Annotated in this window: 19 protein-coding genes and 1 other annotated feature; of the genes, 2 read left to right on the top strand and 17 right to left on the bottom strand. The window is 40.6% G+C overall.

Annotated features, from left to right (window positions below):
* Nucleotides 1-7: 7 nt before the first annotated feature.
* The 10 genes from xerA to T355_RS14685 form a co-directional block, all read right to left on the bottom strand.
* Nucleotides 8-976, bottom strand: a complete 969-nt coding sequence (gene xerA, locus T355_RS0105900; protein WP_027396952.1) for a site-specific tyrosine recombinase/integron integrase — start codon at nt 974-976, stop codon at nt 8-10.
* Between the two features lie 124 nt (nt 977-1,100).
* Complete coding sequence (locus T355_RS13720) at nt 1,101-2,249, bottom strand: restriction endonuclease subunit S (protein ID WP_051555410.1); 1,149 nt, start codon at nt 2,247-2,249, stop codon at nt 1,101-1,103.
* A gap of 33 nt (nt 2,250-2,282) precedes the next feature.
* A complete protein-coding gene (locus T355_RS14690; RefSeq protein WP_051555409.1) occupies nt 2,283-3,173 on the bottom strand; it encodes an AbiJ-NTD4 domain-containing protein in 891 nt (296 codons plus the stop codon).
* Between the two features lie 156 nt (nt 3,174-3,329).
* On the bottom strand, nt 3,330-4,199 hold the full coding sequence (locus T355_RS0105885) for a Bro-N domain-containing protein (RefSeq protein WP_027396951.1): 870 nt from the start codon (nt 4,197-4,199) through the stop codon (nt 3,330-3,332).
* Nucleotides 4,200-4,215: 16 nt separating this feature from the next.
* Complete coding sequence (locus T355_RS0105880; protein WP_027396950.1) at nt 4,216-5,718, bottom strand: type I restriction-modification system subunit M; 1,503 nt, start codon at nt 5,716-5,718, stop codon at nt 4,216-4,218.
* A 4-nt stretch (nt 5,719-5,722) separates the two neighbouring features.
* Nucleotides 5,723-6,772, bottom strand: coding sequence for a Fic family protein (locus tag T355_RS0105875; RefSeq protein ID WP_027396949.1), 1,050 nt, complete (start codon nt 6,770-6,772; stop codon nt 5,723-5,725).
* 239 nt (nt 6,773-7,011) lie between these two features.
* Nucleotides 7,012-7,650: a GNAT family N-acetyltransferase gene (locus T355_RS0105870; RefSeq protein ID WP_027396948.1), complete on the bottom strand. Its 639-nt coding sequence runs from the start codon at nt 7,648-7,650 to the stop codon at nt 7,012-7,014.
* 21 nt (nt 7,651-7,671) lie between these two features.
* The gene (locus T355_RS0105865; RefSeq protein WP_027396947.1) at nt 7,672-8,265 is read right to left on the bottom strand and encodes an alpha/beta fold hydrolase; all 594 of its coding nucleotides are present in this window, start codon (nt 8,263-8,265) and stop codon (nt 7,672-7,674) included.
* A gap of 63 nt (nt 8,266-8,328) precedes the next feature.
* Nucleotides 8,329-9,021 (bottom strand): aspartate/glutamate racemase family protein, encoded by a 693-nt coding sequence (locus T355_RS0105860; protein ID WP_027396946.1) that lies wholly within the window; start codon nt 9,019-9,021, stop codon nt 8,329-8,331.
* A gap of 77 nt (nt 9,022-9,098) precedes the next feature.
* Nucleotides 9,099-9,722 carry a TetR/AcrR family transcriptional regulator gene (locus T355_RS14685; RefSeq protein WP_051555408.1) on the bottom strand — a complete coding sequence of 208 codons (624 nt, stop codon included), beginning with the start codon at nt 9,720-9,722 and terminating at the stop codon, nt 9,099-9,101.
* 159 nt (nt 9,723-9,881) lie between these two features.
* Between T355_RS14685 and T355_RS0105850 the strand changes: the two genes are divergently transcribed.
* Nucleotides 9,882-11,210 (top strand): hemolysin family protein, encoded by a 1,329-nt coding sequence (locus T355_RS0105850; RefSeq protein ID WP_419670095.1) that lies wholly within the window; start codon nt 9,882-9,884, stop codon nt 11,208-11,210.
* Between the two features lie 86 nt (nt 11,211-11,296).
* Here the strand turns inward: T355_RS0105850 and T355_RS0105845 are convergent, their stop codons facing one another.
* From T355_RS0105845 to T355_RS0105815, 7 genes are all read right to left on the bottom strand, one after another.
* Nucleotides 11,297-13,015 (bottom strand): methyl-accepting chemotaxis protein, encoded by a 1,719-nt coding sequence (locus T355_RS0105845; RefSeq protein WP_027396944.1) that lies wholly within the window; start codon nt 13,013-13,015, stop codon nt 11,297-11,299.
* A gap of 152 nt (nt 13,016-13,167) precedes the next feature.
* On the bottom strand, nt 13,168-14,058 hold the full coding sequence (locus T355_RS0105840) for a prephenate dehydrogenase (protein WP_027396943.1): 891 nt from the start codon (nt 14,056-14,058) through the stop codon (nt 13,168-13,170).
* A gap of 3 nt (nt 14,059-14,061) precedes the next feature.
* Complete coding sequence (gene aroF / locus T355_RS0105835; RefSeq protein WP_027396942.1) at nt 14,062-15,075, bottom strand: 3-deoxy-7-phosphoheptulonate synthase; 1,014 nt, start codon at nt 15,073-15,075, stop codon at nt 14,062-14,064.
* An 88-nt stretch (nt 15,076-15,163) separates the two neighbouring features.
* Nucleotides 15,164-15,391 (bottom strand) — a binding site (T-box leader).
* A 66-nt stretch (nt 15,392-15,457) separates the two neighbouring features.
* Nucleotides 15,458-15,910, bottom strand: coding sequence for an N-acetyltransferase (locus T355_RS0105830; protein ID WP_027396941.1), 453 nt, complete (start codon nt 15,908-15,910; stop codon nt 15,458-15,460).
* 26 nt (nt 15,911-15,936) lie between these two features.
* Nucleotides 15,937-16,572, bottom strand: coding sequence for an endonuclease III (nth, locus tag T355_RS0105825; RefSeq protein WP_027396940.1), 636 nt, complete (start codon nt 16,570-16,572; stop codon nt 15,937-15,939).
* Nucleotides 16,573-16,592: 20 nt separating this feature from the next.
* On the bottom strand, nt 16,593-17,954 hold the full coding sequence (locus tag T355_RS0105820; protein WP_027396939.1) for a PFL family protein: 1,362 nt from the start codon (nt 17,952-17,954) through the stop codon (nt 16,593-16,595).
* A 64-nt stretch (nt 17,955-18,018) separates the two neighbouring features.
* The gene (locus T355_RS0105815) at nt 18,019-18,288 is read right to left on the bottom strand and encodes an ACT domain-containing protein (RefSeq protein WP_027396938.1); all 270 of its coding nucleotides are present in this window, start codon (nt 18,286-18,288) and stop codon (nt 18,019-18,021) included.
* A 284-nt stretch (nt 18,289-18,572) separates the two neighbouring features.
* On the opposite strand from T355_RS0105815, the gene T355_RS0105810 reads away from it, so the two are divergent.
* Complete coding sequence (locus T355_RS0105810) at nt 18,573-18,767, top strand: DUF896 domain-containing protein (RefSeq protein WP_027396937.1); 195 nt, start codon at nt 18,573-18,575, stop codon at nt 18,765-18,767.
* The last annotated feature ends 28 nt before the right edge of the window (nt 18,768-18,795 follow it).

Below are 18,795 nucleotides of genomic sequence, written 5' to 3'. Positions count from 1 at the left end.
ATTTGCATTAAGAAATGTATTTCTGATGGGATGTTTTTACATTACTCTGGTTTACCATAGCATATTGCATGGTTGTATCTATTTGGGAATGGCCTAGTATTTTCTGCACCTGTTCTATGGGCATTCCCTTATCTATGGCTCTAGTTGCCATCGTACGACGAAATTTATGTGGATGTATCTTATTGAGATTAATACTACGCCCCAAGGTTCTCATTCGTATCTCAACACCACTTATTTTTAATCTTTGATGCGGTGCATCCAAGGTAACAAATAATGCCTCATTATTGTCCACTCTGCTGTCAATATATTTCAACAAATGCAGTTTGGCTTTAGCATCAAAATATACTCGGCGTTCCTTGCCACCTTTACCAAATACCACACACTCACGAGCCGCAAAATCCACATCATTTATATTTAGATTAACCAGTTCGCCTACACGAATACCTGTAGAATATAATAAGTCAATCATTGCCAAGTCACGGCTACAGTTACACTTATCCCTGAGTTTTTCTATTTCTTCATCCGAAATAATCTCTTTAACCTGCTGGTTAGTCTTTATCTTATGTATACGCCGCATAGGACTTTTCAAAATATAGTTTTCCTCCTCCAGCCAGGAAAAGAAACTGGAAATGTTACGTCTAACATTATCCACAGTAACCTTACTGCAATTATTAATCTTTTGATACTCTGATAAATAACTACGCATATCCTCAATAGTGATTTTTCTAATTGGATTTAACACACTTTGCAGCATTTTATCAATGGTCATGCGATAAAACTTTATTGTTCGGTCAGAACATCCCTCTATTCTCTTTGCATCTAAAAACATTTTTAAGAAATCTTCATTTGATATTTCACAGACATTCTCAGGCTGAGATACAAAGTTTTTCAACATAACTTCCTGCAATTTACGCATTTGTGCCACAGACAGGCACTCTGCCATCTCATTTAAAATTGCTGCTATTTTTTCTTCCATGTTGGTATCTCCCTTCCAAGATACCAACATCCTCCAACCATAACTATTCTATTAGTGTAAACCTACATTTAACATACTAATTATTGATTTTGCTGACCTCAGCAAAATCGTTAAAAAAGTGAATTTAACCAAAATACTCTTGCATTAAACTATCAAATAAAGTTTGTGTTTCATCAAGTGCTTTATGCACCGCAACTTTTGATTTGTCTACTTGATGGACGAAATATGCAAATTCCTTTTGTTCTTCCACAGGTGGAACAATTATATCCGTATTTGCTATTACACCAAGATGCAAATGTTTTATCGCAACGCCTTTGGTTCCTGAAGTAAACTGTCGTTGTACCATGTCTGTCTTCAACTGCTCACACAAGAACTCCGGTATGAATCTATCTTTTTCATATTTCAAAACTGCTAAACTTTCAAATAAACCAAGTTTTTCATCTGTCTTCACTATCACAGGAAAACCTAAAGAACCACTTTTCGAGAGTAGAATATCACTTTTTTCTGTCTGACACCTTTTTTGAATAACCAGATACTCTTCTTCCGAAATATACTTTACATCCGAAAAATCGAGCTCACCATTTACTATGTTTTTAGCTGAAATAAATGTTATTCCTTCATCCAAATAATTTGGAGTTTTATGCGTTCCATCAGTTATCTTTTTACACGCTTCACCCAACTTTACCACAGGATAATTACCATCCCCAAACATCTCGGCAAATCGGGCTTTAATAAGGACATCCAATTGCTCTAATTCTCGTTTTCTTTCATCAATGATATTGGATATAATATCTAATTTTGCTATAATTGCTCTCTGTTTATCTATATTAGGAACATTTATCTCGACATTTCCAAGATTTTTCCTACTGATTCGTTTTCTAGTAGTTCCAGTGACATTATTCAACAGCCGATTATAATAAACATCAGATTGCATGAAGTAGCATAAATATTCTTTTAATACTATTTCTTCATTTGGTCTACAAATAGTACAATCAACTGCCGTAATCATTCTTTCCGATTTAGGCGGAATTATACACGCTCTACCAACAGGCTCTGGTAGTCTCGACACTAATACATCTCCTGAATAAATCTCAGTACACTTTAAAGCAGCAAAAGTATCTTGTGATACATATTTTGCTCTTTCGCTTTTTTCAAGATATACACCTTCACCAATATTTCCTGTTTGAATAAGCCTTATCCCATTATCAGATTGGTCTTTGCTTTCTATCCAGTCCCCATCAGTAAATACTTTACATACATCTTCTAATTTCATCTTTCATCCCTACAAATCTCAATTTACTTTTTTCTAATCTGCGTTAGCTGCGATTAAATAATTTATAAACGCACAGCATGAAACTAACATAAATTTTGCTTCTTCGAATGTTGAAGAAGGCCCGCCAATATCACCTGCATGTCTAATTCCATTTGCATCTGAAGTATACCCATACAATTTTTCAAAAGCAGATCTTAAAGTAGCATGAATAAACATACCTCTTTCTTCTGCTTTTTTTAGCATACTTCCCAAGGTGGCATTCTTACCCGATATACCAGTCATAACCTCACACAACGCTTCTACAGCACTTATACTTTCTTTTATTGAATTTTCGTAGTCTGGATTTTCTCTATCTGAAAGGAATTTATTTGCTTTAGAAATATGTTCATAAACTGATTCATATTCAATACTTAATGTATCTTTAATTGCATCAACTTCATAAGGGTCGCTTATAGGTACAATTTTCTCATCAATAAAACGATAGCCAATATATTCTCTTTCAAAAAAAACATTAACAACTTCATAAATAGACCAACCAAGTGTTAAATGATATTGACTACCTCTATTCTCCTTTAATACCCTGTCCCAATAATTAATAAGACCTTCTACCAATGTTAAAATATCATCATATTCGCCATGTAGAAATGTTTCTTTTATAGCTTCAATTACATCATCATCAAAATATATCGTTCTTACATCTATAGCTTCAGAATATATCTCACATAATACAAATTTTAAAAACTGTTGTATATGCCTTTTTTTATAGTACAAATTATGTTCATATACTATATCATATAGTCTCATAATTGTATTAAATAATTGAATTCGGGTTTTTTCATCAAAATTTATTATTTGAATTTCTGTATTTTCAGCTTTTATACCATTACGATCTGAAAAACCGCCTCTTACACTAACCTTTTTCATATAGTCCCCCATAATTCAACCGGTGACAATATGTCACCAGTTCATTTCAACAGTATTCTTGCTCGATTTGATGTTGCTGATATGAAATCTGTTGTCCATAATTAAGTAATGAATTCTGATTGAATATATTGTATGGATAATCATTATAATTCACTATTATTCTCCCCCATTCTTCTCTATATCCGTTTCAATAAGCCCAGTAAGCAAATTCTGTAACTGGACAGCATTTTTATTAGTTATCACAGGCTTTCCTGTTCTTTTCTCCACCGCAGACCTTGCCTCACCGGCCGCTGCTCCACCTTCTTTTGCAACAAATCGGTTCTCTTCAAATGTTTCCGGTTGCTTTTGCTTAGAGATTTCAGCTGTTGTTGCTTCCGCAAGCATATTAAGCACCAGTTCAAGAGTAGACATGTTATCACGAAGGTTTTCCTTTTTAAGTCCTTTGAGGTTCTTGTATTGTCTGGTTGTCATCCCAGACCATGCTTTTGTTATCTCATCCGTTAAAATAGCATACTCAACACCCTTTTTTATCCCACGCCTATCCCATTCATCCGTAAGCTCTTTTCTTACTTGAATTGCCTGTAAACGTTGGTTTATCCATTCCCGTGAATATCCTTTCTTGGCATAGGTTTCTAAAGCACGTTCTATTGTTAATTCCGGGTCAATAACTTCTTCCAACCGTTCCCTTCCGACCTGTGCCAGCCACATTTTAAACGGCTCTGCTTTCTTTGATGGGATGGACTGAATCAGGCGAAGTAATTGCTCTGTATTTGCCACATCAGTTAGCCTTTTCTTACCATCCTGTGCTGTCATTTTCAACTGGTTACAATTTGTAACCAGTTGACTTCCTTCCTCTTTTAACCTGTTTTTTAATACTTTCCAGTAATTACGTGCTCCGTCTGTATTAGGTTGTTCCGTCAACACACCAACCACATCCACTATCGAAAAGTACCATTCTTCCTCATCCTCGGCCCACGCGACCCTTATAGGCTGATCTTCAAATAACTGTATTTTATCGTTTCCCATGAAAAATTACCCTTCCTCACACTTTCAACAGCTTTTCCAGCTCGTCCATCTCATTCTTTATTTCCTGTTCAAGCCGGCGAATATTTGCCATGATTTCGCTGGTTGGTGGATACTCTACTGGTACATACTCAATTTCTTTGTACTTATTTATGGATAAATCATAGTCATTATCCTTGATTTCCTGCACTGGTACAAAGAAAGACTGCTCAGTGCGTTTTCTGTCTGCTTCAGTCTCCAAATTGCCATATCTGGCAACAATATCCGAAATATCATTTTCCTGTACAGGCTGGCGCTTATCATCCAGGCTAAAGCCATCTGCTTTCATATCGTAGAACCATACCTTATCCGTTCCGCCGTGGCCAGTCTTAGTAAAAACAAGGATAGCCGTGGACACTCCAGCATAAGGTTTGAATACTCCAGATGGCATAGAAATAACTGCTTCCAATCTATTTTCATCCACTATGGCCTGGCGAATAGCTTTATGTGCTTTGGAGGATCCAAACAACACTCCATCAGGAACTATACAAGCACATCTTCCGCCTACTTTTAACATCCGTAAGAACAATGCCAAAAACAGCAGCTCCGTTTTCTTAGTCTTACATACTTTAAGCAGATCCGAAGATACTGCATCCGCATCAAGACTTCCCTTAAATGGCGGATTAGCCAAAATAAGGGAATATTTTTCACTGTCTTCATTTTGATCAGATAAGCTGTCACGATATTCAATAAACGGATTTTCAATACCATGGGTCATCATGTTCATCGCACCGATACGAAGCATGGTTCTATCCATATCGAAGCCATTGAACATGGTATTCATGTAATGCTCTTTTTTCTCTTTATTGAAAAATATTTCCTCTTTCTTGTTGTCTTTTAAATATTCTGCAGCAGATACCAAAAAGCCAGAAGTACCACAAGCAGGATCACAAATCACATCATCAGCTTTAGGATCCACCATTTCTACCATCATACGAATAATATGTCTAGGGGTTCTGAATTGGCCATTTCTGCCAGCTGAAGCAATTTTATTCAAGAGGTATTCATAAACATCACCACGAACATCAATAGATTGATTGGCATTCATCAGTTCATAGATTTCATCTAATGAGTCAACCACCTTAGACAGCAGGAGCGGTGTAGGCAATTTGAAAATAGCATCGTCCATATATTTGCTGTAAGCACTGTTTTTGTCACCATGCAAATCTTTGATAAAAGGAAAAACCCATTCCTGCATTACAGTGTACATTCTGCCTGCTGGAAAATCATGGAATACAGACCATTTAAGCTGTTTCCCATTAATAGAGCGTTCCCCTATTTTCACATCATCAGCGAAAATACTCTTATATGGCAGTCCCAACATAGCACTTTCTTTTTCCCGCTTGTTGTCTACATCATCCAAATCCCTGATAAACATCAAGTATGTAATTTGTTCAATAACCTCAAGGGGATTTACCAGTCCACCGGCTGCAAATATATCCCAAAGTCCATCTATCTTGTTTTTTAATTCACCAGTAATCATGTTATTAATCCTCCACATTCCACACATACTTTGTGTAGCGGCCTCCGCCGATTTTCTTTATCTCATTATTTTTCAAGAGCTCTGCCAAAGTCCTCTGTACTGTTGTATCACTAATATCTGGATTTGTTTCTAAAAGCTCAGCTTTCGTTATAGTACCTATATGCGCTTTTATTATTTCCCGAATTCTCTCTGGCTTAGAAAGTTTAGCATTTGCTACCAGCTTTACTCTTGATTCAAATTCTCTATAAGCAGCAACTATTACTCCCAGCATATAATTTACAAAAGGCTTATAATCATTGGTATTTTCGTGCCAACCTATAGAGCTATCTTGTAGAGCTTCATAATATGTTTCTTTTGTTTCTTCAATAATCTTTTCTATACTAATGTATTTCCCTACAATAAATCCTGACTTATAAAGCAATAGCAATGTAAGCAATCTGCTCATTCGTCCATTACCGTCATTAAAGGGATGAATACACAAAAAATCCAGGATAAACATTCCCATTAAAATCAATGGATCGACATCATCCATAGCCTCTTTAAAAGCCTTGCACAATTCTTCCAATGCTTCCGGTGTTTCCCAGGCAGGCACTGGATTAAATCTTATTTTCTCATTACCATTTTCATCTATTTCCCTTATAATATTGTCTGAGGTCTTAAAAACGCCACCATCAACACTGCCGATATACTTATATAAATCCCTGTGTAATTGCAGGAAAAAATTAACATTAATCGGTATATAATCATAACTTTCGTGGATAGTATTAAGAACATCACGATAACCCGCTATTTCAGACTCATCCCTGTTTCGTGGAGTGGTCTTTTGCTGTACCAAATTTTTTAATCTGTCATCAACTGTAAAGATTCCTTCTATCCTATTCGAGGCTTCCGTACTTTGTATTTTAGCCAGTTCAAATAGCTCCTTTAATTCATCCTTATGTGCCTCAATAAAAAGACGCTGTTCCCCCTTAAACTCATTAATAATTGTCAGTTTCTTTACAATCTCGGGGATTAGTAATTTTTCCCATTTTTCTTTATAACTATAATCTTTCATTTAACTACCTCACGCCGATCAAGCTTTATCACCTACTATAACCATGATAAAGTTAATTCACATTAATCATAATCCATTTCAATTTGGTAGTCAATAGTTTTAATTTAGTCATTTTTGTAATGTATGACTAAATTAAATATAGAAATGACATAATTAAACTAATTACTTTGATAACTAAATAACACTACATAACATCAAAATAGCGGCAGGTGCCATTTCTGACACCTGCCGCTTTACCATTACCCGAAAATCTGTCCTGGCAGGACCTTCTTTTCCTTTGGTGGAAATTGAGCCTCGAAGGCCTCAAACTCTGCCGGATTTTCCTCAGCCACCATATAGCCTGCCGGTGGTGCATATTCACCAGTAATACCAGCCAAATACCCTGGCTTTAGCTCTTTACAAAGAAAGAAGGACGCGTCAACCCCTTCCGGAAGTCCATGATAGCGGATGCCGAATTCGCTGGCATAAGTAAAGCCACTCTTACCGTAAAAATCAATATTACCTTCAAAACACATGGCTCCACAGCCCAGCTTTGACGCCTGCTCAAGGCAATAATCCAGCAACAGCTTGCCATATCCCTGCCTCTTATACTTTGGTGCAATGGATATCGGCCCCATAGCCATAACTGGTATCATTTCCCCGTTATCAGCCTTAATACTAGCCCGCATAAATATATTCTGGCCAATAATTTCGCCTCCCTTTTCCATAACAAAGTCCAGCTCCGGCACAAAATCTCTATCATGTCTCAGCTTATGCAGTACATAGTGCTCCACGCATCCGGGACGGTACACATTCCAAAATGCTTCCCGTACCATATTTTCTACAGCACGATAGTCCTTCTCTGTTTCCCGACGAATTATTATATCTTTATTATTCAATTTTCTCGCTTCTTTCTAATACTAATTTGTCATAATCCAATTATCCAAAAACTCCATTTGCTCCTCGGTGTGGAACCAATGCTCACCCTTCTCCATAACAGTCAGTTGGGCGCTATGCATCTCTGCAAATTTCTCCATAGTTGCCAGGGAAGTCAGCTTATCCTCACTGCCATACAGTATCCTGGTCGGCACATTCCAGTTAATGGGATGATTCCGCACATAGTCCAAATACTCCCAGGACAAATCCTCCCCAAACTCCGTGGATATGACCCCCTTGGCCTCCAGCTCAGCCTCCGTTACATTGGCCCACATCATCATATCCTCAATGAGCCGTTCCATATTCACAATAGGCGAAATGAAATAGGCCTTCTGAACAAGTCCATCCAGATTTCCATTCATGCTGAAAAAGGCACCAATACTATTGGCCACCAGTATTACATTGTCATACTGCGTTTTCAGCTTCTCCACGAAGGCCCTTATCTCTTTTCCCGTTTCCCAAGGTGAGCTGGTCTTATAATCCAGGCCAACAACCTCAGCATCCGGGAACAGTGCCTTATAATGATCGGCCTCCGCTGCACTGCCGCCCTTTCCATGAACATACAATATTACAGTCATCCAATTTTCCCCTCTAAATTATGAACAAACACTTTTTCAAAAATAATTAACGTTCCCTTACATTTAATCATCCAAAGCCTTTAAAGCTGCCTCACGGGCATGAATCAGGGTAGTATCATATACTGGAAGTACACTATCCTCAGCGGATATCAGCATACCAATTTCCGTACAGCCAAGGATAACGCCCTCTGCTCCTTGCGCCTTCATGGAAGATATAATGCGTTGATACTCTTTGCGGGATGATTCCAAAACCTTTCCCAAGCACAGCTCATCAAATATAACATTATTTACCAGCTCAATATCTGCTTCATCAGGTATGATTACCTCAAGACCAGCCTTTCTGAATCGCTCATGTAAAAAATCCTGAGTCATGGAAAACTTGGTTCCCAAGAAACCAACCTTGGTCAAACCGTCCTCTTTTATCTTCTTAGCCGTGGTATCGGCAATATGTAAAATAGGTATATTAATTTTCTTCTCTATATCCGGCACCAGCTTGTGCATTGTATTAGTGGCAATAACGATAAACTCCGCTCCAGCATCCTCCAAGCGCTTAGCAGCCTTTGATAAAATCTCAGCATTGCCGGCCCAGTTACCAGTGGCCATGTTATTTTCCAGAGGGGCAAAGTCCACATTATACATCATAATTTTAGCGCTGTGATAGCCTCCCAGCTTTTCAGCAACAGTTCTATTCAATATCTCATAATAGGTAACTGTACTTTCCCAACTCATTCCCCCGAGCAATCCTATAATTTTCATAATCCCCCATCCTTTCAATCTGCAATTCGCCCTAGAAATCATATTTAAATTGACTTGAATCCAATACTAACTATATATTATTTCCTTACCAATTCCTTGAATATTGCATCCCTATCATAGTTTCCCTTTGCCAAGCCCGGGATTTCCTTATATGCCTTACACACCGCAAGACTCATCTCCGTAAAAATACTACTTATCTCTTTATCTGTATAAGGACAATCATCAGTTACAATAAGGGTAGCCATACTGAAGGCTACCAGCCACAAATTACGGAAATAGCAATCCGCTGTATATGCATTCATATTATATATATTCATTATAGATTCCCGTACCAAATTTTGTGACAGCTCCAATGCCTCCATAGCACCTCCTAAGGAATCACTGGATTTGGTTAAAAATAATAGTTTATACAGCTCCGGCTCCTCCTTGGCAAAATGGATGTATTGATGGCCAACCCCCAAAAAGGGTATCTTCTCTTTAAGCCCATCCCGAATATAACTACGATAATACTCCTGAGCCTGTTTATATACTTCTCCCTTAAGCTGTTCAATAGTTTCAAACCATGTAAAAATAGGTCTTGTGGATACCCCAAGCTCTGCCGCTACCTCACGGGCAGTAACAGCCTCAATCCCTTTTTTCCTAGCGATATTTACTGCTGCACTGACAATATCTTCTTTTTGGAATTTAACTCGTGGTGGCATGGCATATTCTCCTTACTATAATTTATGTTATGCAACATATGTTACATAACATAAATTATAATATAATCACTTTATTTCTATGTCAAGGAAAATATAGATATACTACCAAAATAATGATAAAATATAATTTAAACTATTAAATCTCAATACATAAAGGATGTGCTTTTTTTGGATACCTATCACCCCACACTCATATTTGCCATAATATTTGTTTTAATGCTGATTAATGTTTTTTTTGCCATGGCTGAGACAGCTCTTACAGAAAGTCATAAAAGCCGATTGGAAAAAATGGTTGATGACAATGTCCCGGATGCCAAAGCTGCCCTGGAGCTTTTCGAGGCACCGGAGCTGGCATTCGTTGTGGTTCAGATTGGCATAACTTTGGTCAGCATATTGATGGGTGTTGCCACCAGTGTTCTGCTTTCACCTGTGGTAGGAGAATATATTAGCTTCGTGCCATATCATGATACAGTTGCCTTGGTGGCTAGCATTGTAGTGGTTACCTATTTCACCCTTCTTCTTTCCGAATTTTTGCCAAACTCCATTGCTATGCGTCATCCTGAGCAGACGCTCATTAACTGCCAAGGCACATTGCGCACTCTAGTAAAGGTCACCAGACCGATTACAGCCATTCTTGAAGCCTCTGCCAGCTTCTTCCTCAGCTTCTTCGGTATTAATCTGAAATATGAGGATGTGGTCACTGAGGACGAAGTAAAGGACCTTATCGAGCAGGGTACAGAGGATGGAACCTTTGAAAAAACCGAGCAGGATTTAGTAGACCGGGTATTCCACATGAGTGACCAAACAGCTTATTCCCTAATGACTCCTCGAACCCAGATGATGTGGCTGGATATAAACGATTCCTTGGAACACAATCTTGATATGATAAAGAGCTCGTCAGAGTATATTATCCCTGTAGGCCGTGATAGCCTTGACGAATTCTGCGGGGTAATATATACCAAGGATATTCTGAACGCTGCATTAAATAATGAATCATTGGAGCTTGAGCCATTTATACGTAAACCAATGTTCATTCCCCGCTCCATGGAAACCTTCCGTGTACTGGAGCAGTTTAAGGAATCAGGTATCCATGAGGCGGTGGTGCTTGACGAATACGGCGGCGTAATTGGATTTATTACCCTACAGGATATTCTTTTGGAGCTTATTGGGGATACAAATAATGTAAACGAACAGGAGCAACTACAGATTGTGCCAAAGGACGACAATGAATGGTACATTGACGGAATGTGCTCCATTGATGACTTTAAGGAAAAGTTCGATATTGATGAACTGCCTGAGGAAGAACAGGACTATTACCAGACCATGGGTGGCTTCGTCACTTCCCTCTTTGGTTATATTCCTAAAAAGGGAGAAACGGTTGAATGGGATGACTTCACCTTTGAAATAAGCCGTCTGGATAAGTACAGAGTTGATAAGATTATCTGTACTCAAAAAGAGGAACAGCCCCAGCCTGAATCTGAGGATTAACTTAATCAATCACCGCACTAAAAAAGGTATGTGCCGAAATGGAAACATCTCACACATACCTTTTTTGTTGTTTTTATTAGATTACTTTAGAATCTGAACTTCTGCAATGAAGTCTGCAATTCCTGAGCCAAATTAGCCAAGGACTGGCTGGCATCAGCTATCTCTGTTGCAGAAGCACTCTGCTCCTCGGAAGCAGCAGAAACGCTTTCCATTTCCTGAGATACTTCATCGCCCTTGCCGGCAATACGCACAGATTTTTCATTGATATTTTGGGTATCCTCAGATACGGCATGGAGCTCCTCAATCATGTTCTGAGCACGCTCTACTACACCATTGGAGGCTGCATTGATAGCCTGGAAGGTCTCACGCAGCTTTTCAACGGAAGCACTTCCTTCGCGAACAGCTTTGCTACCCTTTTCCATGGATGCAACTGCATCACTTGTATTATCCTGTATCCCCTTAATAAGGGAGGTAATCTGCTGAGCAGCATTCTGTGACTCCTCAGCCAGCTTTCTTACCTCTTCTGCTACAACGGCAAATCCACGGCCCTGCTCACCTGCACGGGCTGCCTCAATAGCAGCATTCAGAGCCAGCAAATTGGTTTGTCCCGCAATACCGGAAATCGTCTCCACAATCTGACCAATTTCCTGGGAGCTCTGCCCCAGCTTATTAACAGTATCAGCCGACTCTTTAACAATAGCCTCAGCAGACAGAATCTGCTGAACAGCAAATTCAATGGCCTTAGTACCATCCGCTGCCTGATCGTTGGCAGACTTGGCTTCGTTGGTAACTGCCCCGGCAACATTACCAAGATTCTCAACTGCCTCATTGGATTTATCTACAGAAGCCCTCATATCCTGCAACAATTGCTGCTGTTCAATAACTGCACTGGCAGATGTGGTTACGTTCTGAGCCACCTGATCGGAGGCCTGGGCGGACTGACCGGCGGAAGCTGTCAACTCCTCGGAGCTGGCAGCAAGCTGCTCGGAGGAACGGCTAATCTGGCGCATCAGCTTATTGAGAGTAACACAAACATCGTCAATAGCTCTTTCCATATCACCAAACTCATCACCACGAGCTACACCATTGTTATCAGTACGGAAATCACCATCACGCAGCTTACGGCAAATCCCCATCATCTTATTGAGTGGAGAAGTGATAGCCTTAGTAATCCACATGGCAGCACCCACCAAAATCACCAAAGTAAGTACACTCAGAACAATCATATTACGTCTGGCTGCTGCACTTTCTTCATCATTTTGCTTATCAATGGCGTCAGCAGCCTTGGCTGCATCATCGGCCAGCTTTACCAAATCGCTGGCCACCGTAGTTGCTGACTTTGCACCGGCATTATATGCTTCCAGACCAGCGGCCTGCTGACCACTTTGGGAAAGATTTACAGAGTTTGTCAGCCCCTGTTTTAATTCATTCCAATCCTTAACAGTCTTTGCATACTGTTCAGCCGTTTCTGCTACTCCACTATTTGCTTTGTTAAATGCTTCAAGACTCTCATTAGTTTCCTTTACTGCATTATCAAATTTTTGCTTAAGGTCCTGCATACGGGCCGGATCATTTTGTACTGTAGTCATGATTACAGTCATGGTCTGAGCTGATCTCATTCCCTGTCGGGCATCACCCAAATGAACCAATCCCATAACATTAACATCGTACAAATGAGTCATATCATCCTGTGATTTTTGTAAGGCTCCTAACCCGAAAAAGCTTATAACTGCCAAGCCCAAGGCAGCAATTACGGCCAAAATAAGTAATTTATAGGCCACCTTCAAATTATCCATTAATTGCATGATAACTTCCTCCCCTACTTGATAAAAAGGTTTTGCAAGTAAATATTCTCTATCAACAGTCTTTTTTCCTTCTATATTTTTAATAAAATATTATTATTAATAAAAAAAGTCCCCTTTTAAAGAGGACTTTTCCCAGAAAAAAATAACTCTGTTTAAATCAATTCATACATATTCTTGGTCTGTTCCAAAATACTGTCACGCCGCTTTTTTGATTCCGCAAAATAGTCGTGAACCGCCTGACGGTCCCCGCTTTCTATGGCCACAATAACCTCTGCCAAAATCCCCTGCAACAGCTTCAAATGATTGGTTATAGCCTCCTGATTAGTCATGCAAATGTCTGCCCACATATCTGCGTTAGAGGAAGCTATACGGGTGGTATCCTTAAATCCGCCTCCCGCCAGCTTAAGGCAGGCTTCCATATCACCATGACTGCGATTCAAAAGCGTTACCAGGCCTGCCGCCGCCACATGAGGAATATGACTTATTACTGAAGCACAACGGTCGTGCTGAGCTATATCCAGAGTTTCCAAATCCGCCCCGGTGAGCCTTACCAGCTCACAAATCTTATCCGTAGCTTCCTTAGGCGCTCCGGTATTTTCTACTATTACATAGCACTTATTTTCAAAGAGGTCCTTCTTGGCTGCCGTAACGCCACTCATCTCACGGCCAGTCATTGGATGCCCTGCAACGTAATAAATATCCGGTGGCAAAATCTTCTGCAGATTTTTCCAAATAAACTGCTTTGTACTTCCGGCATCAGTTATGATAGCACCTGACTTTAAATATGGAAGCATTTTCTCCACCATAGGCACCATCTGCAATACAGGGGTACTAAGGAAGATAACATCTGCATCCTTAACCACTTCTTCAATATCAGAAGAAGCAAAATCAACTGCCCCCATTTCCATGGCCAAATCCATGGATTTCAGGGTACGGCACTGACCGGTTATGTAAATATCATCTCCCAGCTTATCTTTCAAACAAAGGCCTAATGAACCTCCTATAAGCCCCACACCGATTATGGCAAGATTTAATCTGGCCATTGACTATTCCTCCCTTAAAATGGCGGACATACGCTTAATTTCAGCCATTACCTTTTTAAATTCCTCCGGAGTCAAGGACTGATCTCCATCGCAAAGAGCCACCTCCGGATGTGGATGTACCTCTATAATAAGGCCATCAGCCCCGGCAGCTATAGCTGCCTTTGCCATTGGACTTACCATGCTGCGACGGCCAGTACCATGGCTTGGATCCACAATAATAGGCAAATGGGACAATTCCTTAACAGCAACCACTGCACTAAGATCCAAAGTGTTTCTGGTATAGGTTTCATAGGTACGGATACCACGCTCGCAGAAAATAACATCATCACAGCCTGAGCTCATAACATATTCAGCAGCATTAAGCCATTCCTTGATGGTAGCACATAGACCTCTTTTAAGAAGAACAGGTCTGCCAGCACGGCCAACCTCCTTCAGAAGCTGGAAATTTTGCATATTACGAGCACCAATCTGAAGCACATCTGTGTACTCTGCCACTTCCTCCACGGTGCGCTGGTCCAGCACCTCAGTTACAACCTTCAAGTTGAATTTATCTGCGGCCTTACGAAGCATCTGCAGACCATCCTCAGCCATTCCCTGGAAATCATAAGGGGAAGTGCGAGGCTTGTAAGCACCACCACGAAGGAACTGGGCACCACCGGCAGCAACAGCCTCAGCTGCTTCCATAAGCTGATCCATGCTTTCCACGGCACATGGCCCTGCCATTACCACAGGCTCCGGTCCACCAATTTTTACACCACCAACATCAATAACAGAATTTTCCTGCTTGAATTCGCGGCTAACCAATTTATATTTCTCAGTTATACGAACAGTTTTTTCTACCCCCGGCAGAGCACAATGCATCTCCAGCTCGCTGATAGCCTTCTTATCACCAATAACGCCAACAATAGTACGGGAAGTACCAGTGGACAAATGATAATCAAGTCCCTCAGACTTTATTTTAGTTTTTACTCTCTCTAAATCCTCTGCTGTTGAACCTGGTGCCATTACAATAATCATAATTTTTTCCTCCTCAAATAAACAATACTGCAAAATTCGTTAGTTTGAAGAAAATGTACAGGCAGAAAATAAAAAAACTCGCCCCTGTAACAGGGACGAGTCATCACTCGCGGTACCACCCTGCTTGCCTTGGCAAGCCACTCTCTTCGGGTACTAACATACCCTAGCCTACGATAACGGGGGCTTCCGACAAGGCCTACTATTAGTTCAGCCTGCAGCTCACGAGTGTATTTCGTCAGTTTCACCTGCTGTGTTGCACCATCCCACAGCTCTCTGAAAAGCTCTGCTGATTACTTCTCTCGCTCAATGCCTTTTCAATATGAACATGCTTTACACTTCATGTGCCTAATTATAGCAATGTGTTTATTTAGTGTCAAGCAAATTATTCAAACAACATGGCAATTTCGTTACAGTTAGGGAATTTAGGGCAATCAATACATTCCTTCCAAATCTTGTGTGGAAGCTCATCCTTGCTGATTACCTTAAAACCGCATTTTTCAAAAAACTTCTCCTGATAGGTCAATGTAAAGACTTGGCTAATCCCCAGCTCTTTACCCTCTTCAATGAGTCTATGAACAATTTCACGGCCAATTCCCCGACGGCTGTGGGCAGGGTCTACTGCCAGTGAACGAATTTCCGCCATAAACTCCCATGTAATATGGAGTCCTCCTACTCCCACGATACCATCCTTTTCATCAATGGCCACAATCATATCACGCAGAGATTCATAGAGAGCATTGCGTGAGCGGGCCAGCATCAGTCCCTCCTCCGCATAATGATTAACCAGCTCATATATTTCTTCTATATCAATAAACTTTGCCTTACGATAAATCAATTGTCTCACTCCAAAACTCTACGCTATTATTTCATTTCATTGCTTGGACATACCTCTGCTAATGGACATTCCGCACATAAAGGCTTTCTCGCCTTACATATTTTACGACCATGCCATATAAGCCAATGATGAGCATCTGACCACTTCTCCTTGGGAATTGCTTTCATCAGCCCCTGCTCCACCTCCATAGGTGTCTCTCCCGTTGCCAGCTTAAGACGATTGGAAATGCGGAACACATGGGTATCCACCGCAATGGCCGGTCTGTTAAAGGCCACAGAGCTTACCACGTTGGCTGTCTTTCGTCCCACGCCTGGTAGCTTCAACAAAGTATCAAAATCCTCCGGAACCTCCCCGTCGAATTCCTCCACCAAAGTCCGGCAGGTGGCCATAATATTTTTTGCTTTGCTGCGAAAAAGACCGCAATCACGAATCTCCTGCTCCAACGCATCAACACCCATATCAACTATGGACTGAGCATCAGGTGCCTTGGCAAAAAGACGGGCTGTGGTAATATTTACCCGTTTATCTGTACATTGGGCAGATAATATAACCGCTATTAAAAGCTCAAAGGGATTGCTGTATACCAGCTCCGGCTTGGCCCCGGCATAAATCTGCCCAAGAATCTCTATCTGTTTTTCCTTAATTTTTTTGGTTACTCTCATTTTTTCACCTAAATGAAGCATTAGTTAGTCAGGCTGCGCAATGGTGCCGGAATACGGCCACCTCTGGCAATAAAGGCCTCAGAGCTCCAGTTGTTACGAACCTTAACAATAGGACACCGACCCAGAAGACCGCCAAATTCCACACTGTCTCCCACCTTCTTGCCTGGTACCGGAATAACACGGACAGCAGTAGTCTTGTTATTAATCATACCAATTGCCGCCTCATCAGCTATAATACCAGAAATCGTTGCAGCGGTGGTATCACCTTCCACAGCAATCATATCAAGACCTACAGAGCATACGCAGGTCATGGCTTCCAGCTTTTCAATAGAAAGGGAACCACACTCAATGGCTTCAATCATCCCCTGATCTTCACTTACCGGAATAAATGCTCCGGAGAGGCCACCTACATGGGATGATGCCATAAGTCCACCCTTCTTCACCGCATCATTAAGAAGAGCCAAAGCCGCAGTAGTACCAGGCGCACCACAGCTCTCCAGGCCCATCTCCTCCAACACATTGGCCACAGAATCACCTACAGCCGGAGTTGGTGCCAAAGAGAGGTCAATAATCCCAAAAGGCACACCCAGACGACGGGAAGCCTCACGGGCTACCAGCTGACCCACACGGGTAATCTTAAAGGCAGTTTTCTTAATTGTTTCAGCCACCTCAGTAAAATCTGCCCCCTTGAGATCTTCAAGGGCGTGCTTCACCACACCTGGTCCGCTGACACCCACACTGACAACCTTCTCTGCTTCACTGACCCCATGGAAGGCTCCTGCCATAAACGGATTATCCCCCGGAGCATTGCAAAATACTACCAGCTTAGCACATCCCAAAGCATCCTGGTCGCGGGTAAGCTCAGCAGTACGCTTAATTACTTCACCCATCTGGCGCACACAATCCATATTTATTCCAGCCTTAGTTGAACCAAGATTTACAGATGAGCAAACCACATCTGTGGTAGACAGGGCCTGTGGAATAGAGTCAATAAGAATCTTGTCCCCCTTGGTAAAGCCCTTTTCCACCAAGGCAGAAAATCCACCAATAAAGTTTACCCCTACCTCTTTTGCCGCCTTATCCAAAACCTCAGCAACAGGAACAAAGGAGTCTGTTTCACAGGCCTCAGCAGCAATGGCTATAGGTGTTACAGAAATACGCTTGTGAATAATAGGTATACCATACTTGGCTTCAATATCTTCACCGGTCTTTACCAAAAACTCGGCGCTTTTGGTAATCTTGTCATATACATTTTTACAGAACTGATTAATATTGGGATGCGCACAGTCACGAAGAGAAATGCCCATGGTAATAGTACGGACATCCAGCTTGTTCTCCGTAATCATGCGGTTTGTTTCTAAGATGTTATCAATTGTAATCACAAAACAGCCCTCCAAAATGGCTCAATACTAACTTTCATCTCGAATCCTGCTTCACACCACACATTTAAACATTATGCATGATATTGAAAATTTCCTGATTCTGAACCTTAATTTCCAGGTTCATTTCATGCCCCTTTTCTTTGAGCTCCTTTTGAATTTCGGCCAATTTTACAGAGGAATCGGTAAGCTCAGCCATCATAATCATGTTAAAAAAGCCATCCACGATATTCTGGTTTACGCTGGTAATATTTACCTTCTTCGCAGCCAAGATATTACTTACATTGGCAATAATGCCGACCTGGTCTTTTCCAAAGATGGTTACTACTAATTTCATACTCCTATTCTCTCCCTTTATCCGATTTTTTTGCTGTAATGGAATACCTTTACAGTATTTTATGATTATACCATAATTATGATTATTTATTAACACTTTTCTTAAACTTATGGTGGGCAAATTTCCATAAACGTAAAAATTTGAACAACTGCGTTATAACTCGACAATAATACCTAATGTCTCGTTGAAACGCCGCATAAGAATATTTTTCCATAAATGGAAAAATTTGAACAGCTGCGTTATAATATCTCAGTATTTGAATTGATATATTATTAGGAGGAAACATGATTACCAAAGAACTGATTGAAGAAATAAATACTTTATCCAGAAAACAGCGCACTGTGGGCCTTACCCCTGAAGAAAAGGAACGCCAGACTGAGCTTCGTCAGGCATATCTGGTGAGCTTCAGGGAAAATATGAAATCCGTTTTGGATAATATTGAAATTGTGGATGAGCTTCCAAAAAATATGCAACACTGATTTAGTAGCGAATGGCATTATTTGGTAT

Origin of the sequence: Anaerovibrio lipolyticus LB2005 (assembly GCF_000621545.1) — a bacterium.
Classification (GTDB): Bacteria; Bacillota; Negativicutes; order Selenomonadales; family Selenomonadaceae; genus Anaerovibrio; species Anaerovibrio lipolyticus_A.
This window is presented reverse-complemented; position numbering and strand designations above follow the sequence as displayed.